Source organism: Achromobacter colocynthidis (assembly GCF_057334535.1).
Window position 1 is genome coordinate 352,738 of sequence record NZ_JBHFIZ010000039.1, and the last position, 6,473, is coordinate 359,210.

The window sequence follows — 6,473 nt, forward strand, 5'->3', positions numbered from 1 at the left end:
CGCTCGTATTTACAGATATGGGCCGCTCGTCTGCATTCTCCGGGTCGATTCCATACGAGTTTTTCTTAGGCGGATTCTGTCAGGGACGCACGCAGTCGTGCGCGACAAGGGTAAAGAACATGAGCTCCATCGTAAGCCTCGGCATCGGCGGCACACGCCGGCCCAGAATTGAAAACAAAGCCAGGATAGGCACCGCTGTCGCTTCCTTGGCGGTGGTGGTGCTTGCGGGCTGCTCGGTGCAGCCCAAGCAATTCGAAGCGGCTGAAAACCGTGATCGCGCCATGGATCTGATTGCGCGATCCACCGCCAACCAAGAGCCCATCCTGGGGCCGGTGGATCTGTACGAAGCCATGGCGCGCGCCATCAAATACAACCTGGATGTGCGCGTTGAAATGATGGGCGTCGCCTTGGCGCAGCGCGAGCTGGACTTGAAGCACTACGACATGCTGCCGAAGTTTGTCGCGTCGTTGGATTACTCCGGCCGCGATAACTATTCGGGCGGCGCCAGCCAGTCATTGCTGACGGGCCAGACCTCGCTGGAACCTTCCACGTCGTCTGAAAAGAATGTGCTGCAAAGCAATCTGCAACTGAGCTGGGACGTGCTGGATTTTGGCCTGTCGTATGTGCGCGCCAAACAAGCGGCGGATCGGGTCAACATGGCCGACGAGCGCAAGCGCAAGGTCATGAACCGTTTGATCGAAGACGTGCGCACCGCCTACTGGCGCGCCGTCAGCGCGGAGCGTTTGCTGGGCAAGATCCGTGAATTGGAAACGGCTACGCAGACGGCGCTGGACCTGGCCGCCGAGCAAGACCGTCTTGGCCTGACCGCGCCGCTTGCGCCCTTGAGCTACCAGCGCGAAATGCTGGGCATCCGGCGCGACGTGCAGGCGCTGGGGCGCGAGCTGGGCGTGGCCAAGCAGCAGTTGGCCGCCTTGATGAACCTGCCGCCCAACACCCAATACACGATCGCGATGCCGCCGCCGATGGAAGCCAACCGGCCGCTGGTGCTGCCCGGCATCGCCGATGATTCGGCGGCATGGCTGCAAGTGGCGATCGAGAACCGGCCCGAGCTGCGTGAAGTGGCGTATCAGCTGCGTGCGAACGATCAGGAAAACACCGCCGCCTTGTTGCGCTCGTTGCCCAGCCTGAAGCTCTTTGGCGGCTTGAACGCCAGCACCAACGACCTGCTCTACAACAGCAACTGGATCGGTTGGGGCGCGGTGGCCAGTTGGAATCTGCTGAACATCTTCCGCCTGCCCGCCGAGAAGGCGCAGATCAAGGCAGAAGGCGACCTGCTGGACCAGCGGCAGTTGGCGCTGACCACGGCGGTGGCCACGCAAGTGGAAGTCAGCCGGGCGCGCTACGCCCTGCGCCAGGATGAGCTGGACACGGCGCGGCGCTTCTACGACGTGCAGGCACGTATTGAAGGGCAGATCGATTCGGGCTTCAAAGCGGAAAAGCTCAGCCGCCAAACCTTGATCCGGGAACAGATGAACACCTTGGTGGCGCGGGTGCGTTATGACCTGGCGCTGGCGGACCTGCAAAACGCCTATGCCAATGTCTTCGCCTCGCTCGGCATCGACCCCGTAGACACCTCCATGAGCACGTCTGACGCCGTGCCGACGCTGGCGGGCAAGCTGCGCGGCATGTGGACGGCGCGCGACGCCTTCGCCAGCAACGAGCAGGACGCTCGCGTGGCCGTGGTCGCGCCGACACGCTAACCCCTACGCGGGAACCATCATGAACAAGCAAAGAAGTATCGCGCCCAAGGCGGGTTGGCCCCGTCGCGTCTGGCTGACGCCGTTGTTGCTGGCCTGCGCCACGGCCTGGGGCTCGCAGCCGCCGGCTGATGGAGGCTCGGCGCGCGGGGTATTGCGCGCCACGGCCGAGGCCACGCTGTCGTCATCGGTCTCTGAAAAGATCCTGAGCATGCCGCTGCGCGAAGGCGAACGGTTCAAGCAGGGCGACGTGCTGGTCAGCTTCGATTGCCGTCGGCTGGAAGCCGAACTGCGCGCCGCGCGCGCCGGCGCCGCCGTCGAAGCGCGCAACGCGAAGGTGCAGTCAGAACTGTTGCGCATGGCGGCCACCGGCCGCGCCGATGCCGACATCGCACGCTTCAAGCATCAGGAACGCCAGGCGCAGGCCGACGTCATCCAGCAACGGATGGTGGACTGCAAGGTCGTGGCGCCGTATGCGGGCAGCGTGGTGGAAACGCTGGCGCGGCTGGACGAAACGCCGCCCGCCAACGAAAAGCTGATCTCTATCGTGAGCGATGGCCCGATGGAATTGCACATGGTCGTGCCGTCCAAATGGCTGGCGTGGTTGAAGGAAGGATCCGACCTGGACTTCATCGTCGATGAAACCGGTGATGTGCTGCCGGCCAAGGTGACGCGCGTGTCCGCGGCGGTGGATGCGGTCAGCCAGACGATCAAGGTGGTGGCGCGCGTGGAACAGGCCCCCGTGGGCGTGCTGCCGGGCATGAGCGGACGCGCAACCTTGGAAGGCGCCGCCGCGTCACCGGCAACGCCCATGGCATCGACGCCGGGGCCGGTGCAAGCCCCAGCCGGCAAGCTGCCCGTTCAGGCGGTCTATCACGTGCCGCCCGGTAGCGAAGGCCAGCCGCCGGCGGTCATGCCGATACCGTCGACGCCAGCCCATGCCACGCCCTCGGGGTCGGTGCGTGTTGGCGCGCCGGGTTCCAGCAATAGCGCTGTGCGGTAAGGAGTGCTTGTCATGGCCCTTCATGTTGCAAGCTCCCGGAGTGGGCCGGCTGAATCCGTGGCTGGCGGCGAAGCCGCGCGGCCTCGACCCGCCGCGAATGCGCCGTCGGTATCGCAGGCCGATCCGCAGAACAGCACGGGCGCGCAACTGATCCGCCTGGAAGGCGAGCTGCGCCGCTGCGCCTCGCGCGATGCCTTGTGGCAGCACCTGGCCAACGAGCCCATCGCGCTGTTGCCCTTTGGCCAGGCGCTGGTGTTCGAAGGCGCGCCAGGTGGCCGCTGGCGCGTGGCGGCCATATCGGGCCTGGCAAGCGTGAACCGCGATGCGCCGCTGGTGCGCTGGTACGAGAACATGGTGTCGGCCCTGTGTCGTCAGAAGGGGAATGCGGCCGGCGCGCCCGTTGCTTCCGATACGCCAGACCCAAGGGCCGTCCGCGCTTTCGATGTACACGCCTACGCCGATCCGGATGACCCCTGCTCGGCCGACGCAGTGCTGACTTCGCTCTTGTGGGTACCGCTGGCTGATGTGGGGCAGGCGCCGCGCGCAGGCTGGCTGCTGGCGCGTGATCAACCCTGGGAAGATGCGCACCAGCGCCTGGCTACGCGCCTGGGCGGGGCCTATGCCCATGGCCTGTCCGCCATCGCCGGCCGCGCCCGGCCGCCCGCCGGTTTGCGCCGTCATCGTCCCAAGCTGTATGTATTGGTGGCAGCGGTGGCGGCGGCGCTGGCGTTTGTCCACGTGCCGCTGACGACATTGGCGCCGGTGGAAGTCACGCCGCAAGACCCCTTCGTGGTGACGGCGGCGCTGCCCGCCGTGGTGGAGCGCATTCTGGTGGCCCCGGGCGCAACCGTCGCCGCCGGCACGCCGCTGGTGCAATTGGTGGACACCCAGCTGCGCAGCGATTACGAAGTGGCTATTCAGAAGGTGGAAGTGGCCCGCGCCAAGGTGCTGCGGCTGCAACAGGCGGCCGTGTCCGACTCTACCGCCAAGCGTGAACTGGCCGTGGCCTTGAGCGAAGAATCCGTCGCCACGGCGGAACGTGACTACGCACGCGCCATGCTGGCCAAGGCCTTGCTGCGCGCACCGCAGGACGGCGTTGCCCTGTATGGCGACCCGCGCGACTGGCTGGGCCGCCCGGTGGCGGTGGGCGAAGCCATCATGCGCGTGGCCGACCCTAAGCGGGTGCAATATCAATTGAAGGTGCCGGTGGCGGACTCCGTCAACTTGCAGGAGGGCGCCTCCGTGCGTGTGTTCCTGGATGCCGCGCCGCTAGACCCGCTGGACGCGAAGATCGTGCGGGTGGCGTATCGCGCGGAATCCGACGCCGCCGGCGTGGCCAGCTACACCGTGCTGGCACGGCTTAACGACCCCACCGCCGCGCCCGAACGCCTGGGCCTGCGCGGCACTGCGCGCGTCTATGGCGAACCGGTGTCCTTGTTCTACTACCTGATGCGGCGGCCGATTACGGCCTTGCGCCAATGGACCGGAGTCTGATGCCATGGACGCCACCGCACTGCGCATTGACGACCCAGAAGCCAACCCGGACGCGCGCAAGCTGCCGCCGCTGCGCCAGGACCTGCGCCTGATCGCCGACCAGGGCGGGGCGCGCGCGGGCGAATGGGGCGGCAACTGGCGCATCCATGACCCCGCCGCGCATCGCTTCTTCGCGATTGACCAGGACACCGTCGGCATGCTGGCCCAATGGCATCAGGGCACGGTGGGCGCGCTGCGCTCGGCGGTTGCGCGCAGCACGGGCCGCACGCCTGACGACCAGAAGATCCTGGGCCTGATCGAATTTCTGCAACGCCATGAACTGCTGGCGCCCGCAGCGGGCGAAACCTATGCGCGCGTGCGCCAGCAGCGCGGCGCGCAACAGCGCTCGCTAAGCGCACGGCTGCTGCACGGCTATCTGTTCTTCAAGGTGCCGCTGGCTCGCCCCGACGCCTTTCTGCGCCGCACGCTGCCGTGGGTAACGGTGTTCTTCTCGCGCACCTTCTGGGCCCTGGCAGCGTTGCTGGGTGTGTTGAGCCTGTATCTGGTTTCACGCCAATGGGACACCTTCCTGAGCACCTTCCCCGACATGATCTCGGCCACGGGCCTGATCGCCTTCGGCCTCAGCCTGGCCTTGGTGAAGACCTTGCACGAACTGGGCCACGGCTATACCGCCGTGCGTTTGGGTTCGCGCGTCACCACCATGGGCGTGGCGTTCGTTGTGATGACGCCCATCCTCTACACCGACACGACCGACGCCTGGCGCTTGCCCCGGCGCCAGCGCGTATTGATCGACAGCGCCGGCATGGCGGTGGAACTGCTGGTGGCGGTGCTGGCGACGCTGGCCTGGGTGTTCCTGCCTGACGGCGCCTGGCGCAACGTGGCCTTCGCGCTGGCCACCACCAGCTGGGTGCTGAGCCTGGCGGTCAACCTCAACCCGCTGATGCGCTTTGACGGCTACTACCTCTTTAGCGACCTGATCGGCATTCCCAGCCTGCAAGACCGCTCGTTTGCGATGGCGCGCTGGTGGATGCGCGAACGGCTCTTCGGCTACGGCGACGAGCAGCCCGAGCCCACCTACGGCTCGACGCGCACCTTGTTCATCGTCTTTGCGTACGCCACCTGGATCTATCGCTTCTTCCTGTTCCTGGCCATCGCGCTGCTGATCTATCACTACTTCTTCAAGATCCTGGGCATCTTCCTGTTCGTGGTGGAGATCGGCTGGTTCATCGTGTTGCCGATCTGGCGCGAAATGAAAGTGTGGGTACGCCGCCGCCACGAAGTGGGCCGGCAGGCGTTCGTCACGATGGGCGTCTTGGCGATACTCGCGGCCGTGTTGCTGGTGCCCTTGCCCTACACCGTGCGCATTCCCGCCGTGCTGACCGCAAGCGAGCAGGCGCCCGCCTTCGCGCCGCGCCCCGCGCGTCTGGAAGCCGTGCGCGTACGCCAGGGCGAAACCGTGCGTGCCGGACAGATCCTGATGGCGCTGAGCGCCTCGGAGATTGAACAACAGTTGGAAGCCGCGCGCGAGCGCGAACGGCTGTTGAACGAACGGCTGGATCGTCGCAGCGCCGACCGCAAGGATCTGTCCGAGTCCCTCACGCTGACGCGCGAAGTCCAGTTGGAGCGCGACCGCATTGCCGGGTTGGAACGCGAGCGTGCCCGCCTGGCCGTGCGCGCGCCCATCGACGGCGTGGTGGTCGAGCTGGCGCTGGAACTGTCGCCCGGGCGCTGGGTGGACGAGAAGACCCGCCTGGCCCTGATTGCCGCGCCCGACAGCCTGGAGGCGCGCGGCTACATCGATGCGGACGACCTGCATCGTATCCGCGAAGGCGACGCGGGCGAGTTCGTGGACGAGCAGCGCCTGATGCCCGCGCGCGCCATCCAGGTCTCGCGCGTGGGCGCGGCAGCCAACGACACATTGGACAACTGGGTGCTGACGTCCGCGCATGGCGGCGACGTGCCGGCGCGCCAGTTTGAGGGCCGGCTGCGTGCCGAACAGGCCGTGTTCGAAGTGGCCGGCGACGTGACCGACTTGTCCCGCCAAGCGCTGCCCTTGACCGAACTGCGCGGCGAAATGCAGATACGTGGTGAACCGATCAGCTTGGCCAGCCGCCTGGTGCGGCGCGTTGCAAGCGTGCTGTTGCGCGAGGCCGGCGCATGAGCACGAAGAAACATGAACGACGCGCCGTAGGCGTGTTGCATGAGTATGGGGGCGTTGCCACCGGCAGCGTCCAAGCGATCTCTGTGAGAGGTGTGCA

At 66.5% G+C, this 6,473-nt stretch carries 4 protein-coding genes; all 4 read left to right on the forward strand.

Annotated features, from left to right (window positions below; translation table 11 throughout):
- Positions 1 to 119: 119 nt before the first annotated feature.
- Genes ACE04A_RS28145 through ACE04A_RS28160 form a run of 4 tightly spaced genes read left to right on the forward strand, consistent with a single transcriptional unit; the run spans position 120 to position 6,376 of the window.
- A complete protein-coding gene (locus ACE04A_RS28145; RefSeq protein ID WP_448716908.1) occupies positions 120 to 1,721 on the forward strand; it encodes a TolC family protein in 1,602 nt (533 codons plus the stop codon).
- A 19-nt stretch (positions 1,722 to 1,740) separates the two neighbouring features.
- Positions 1,741 to 2,721, forward strand: coding sequence for an efflux RND transporter periplasmic adaptor subunit (locus ACE04A_RS28150; RefSeq protein ID WP_485820744.1), 981 nt, complete (start codon positions 1,741 to 1,743; stop codon positions 2,719 to 2,721).
- 12 nt (positions 2,722 to 2,733) lie between these two features.
- The gene (locus ACE04A_RS28155; RefSeq protein WP_485820745.1) at positions 2,734 to 4,215 is read left to right on the forward strand and encodes an efflux RND transporter periplasmic adaptor subunit; all 1,482 of its coding nucleotides are present in this window, start codon (positions 2,734 to 2,736) and stop codon (positions 4,213 to 4,215) included.
- A gap of 4 nt (positions 4,216 to 4,219) precedes the next feature.
- The gene (locus tag ACE04A_RS28160; protein ID WP_448716912.1) at positions 4,220 to 6,376 is read left to right on the forward strand and encodes an HlyD family efflux transporter periplasmic adaptor subunit; all 2,157 of its coding nucleotides are present in this window, start codon (positions 4,220 to 4,222) and stop codon (positions 6,374 to 6,376) included.
- Positions 6,377 to 6,473 lie beyond the last annotated feature (97 nt).

Bases quoted from the DNA above. Each gene is read 5' to 3' on its own strand.
- ACE04A_RS28160 (WP_448716912.1), top strand. From the start codon at position 4,220: ATGGACGCCACCGCACTGCGCATTGACGACCCAGAAGCCAACCCGGAC.
- ACE04A_RS28145 (WP_448716908.1), top strand. From the start codon at position 120: ATGAGCTCCATCGTAAGCCTCGGCATCGGCGGCACACGCCGGCCCAGA.
- ACE04A_RS28155 (WP_485820745.1), top strand. From the start codon at position 2,734: ATGGCCCTTCATGTTGCAAGCTCCCGGAGTGGGCCGGCTGAATCCGTG.
- ACE04A_RS28150 (WP_485820744.1), top strand. From the start codon at position 1,741: ATGAACAAGCAAAGAAGTATCGCGCCCAAGGCGGGTTGGCCCCGTCGC.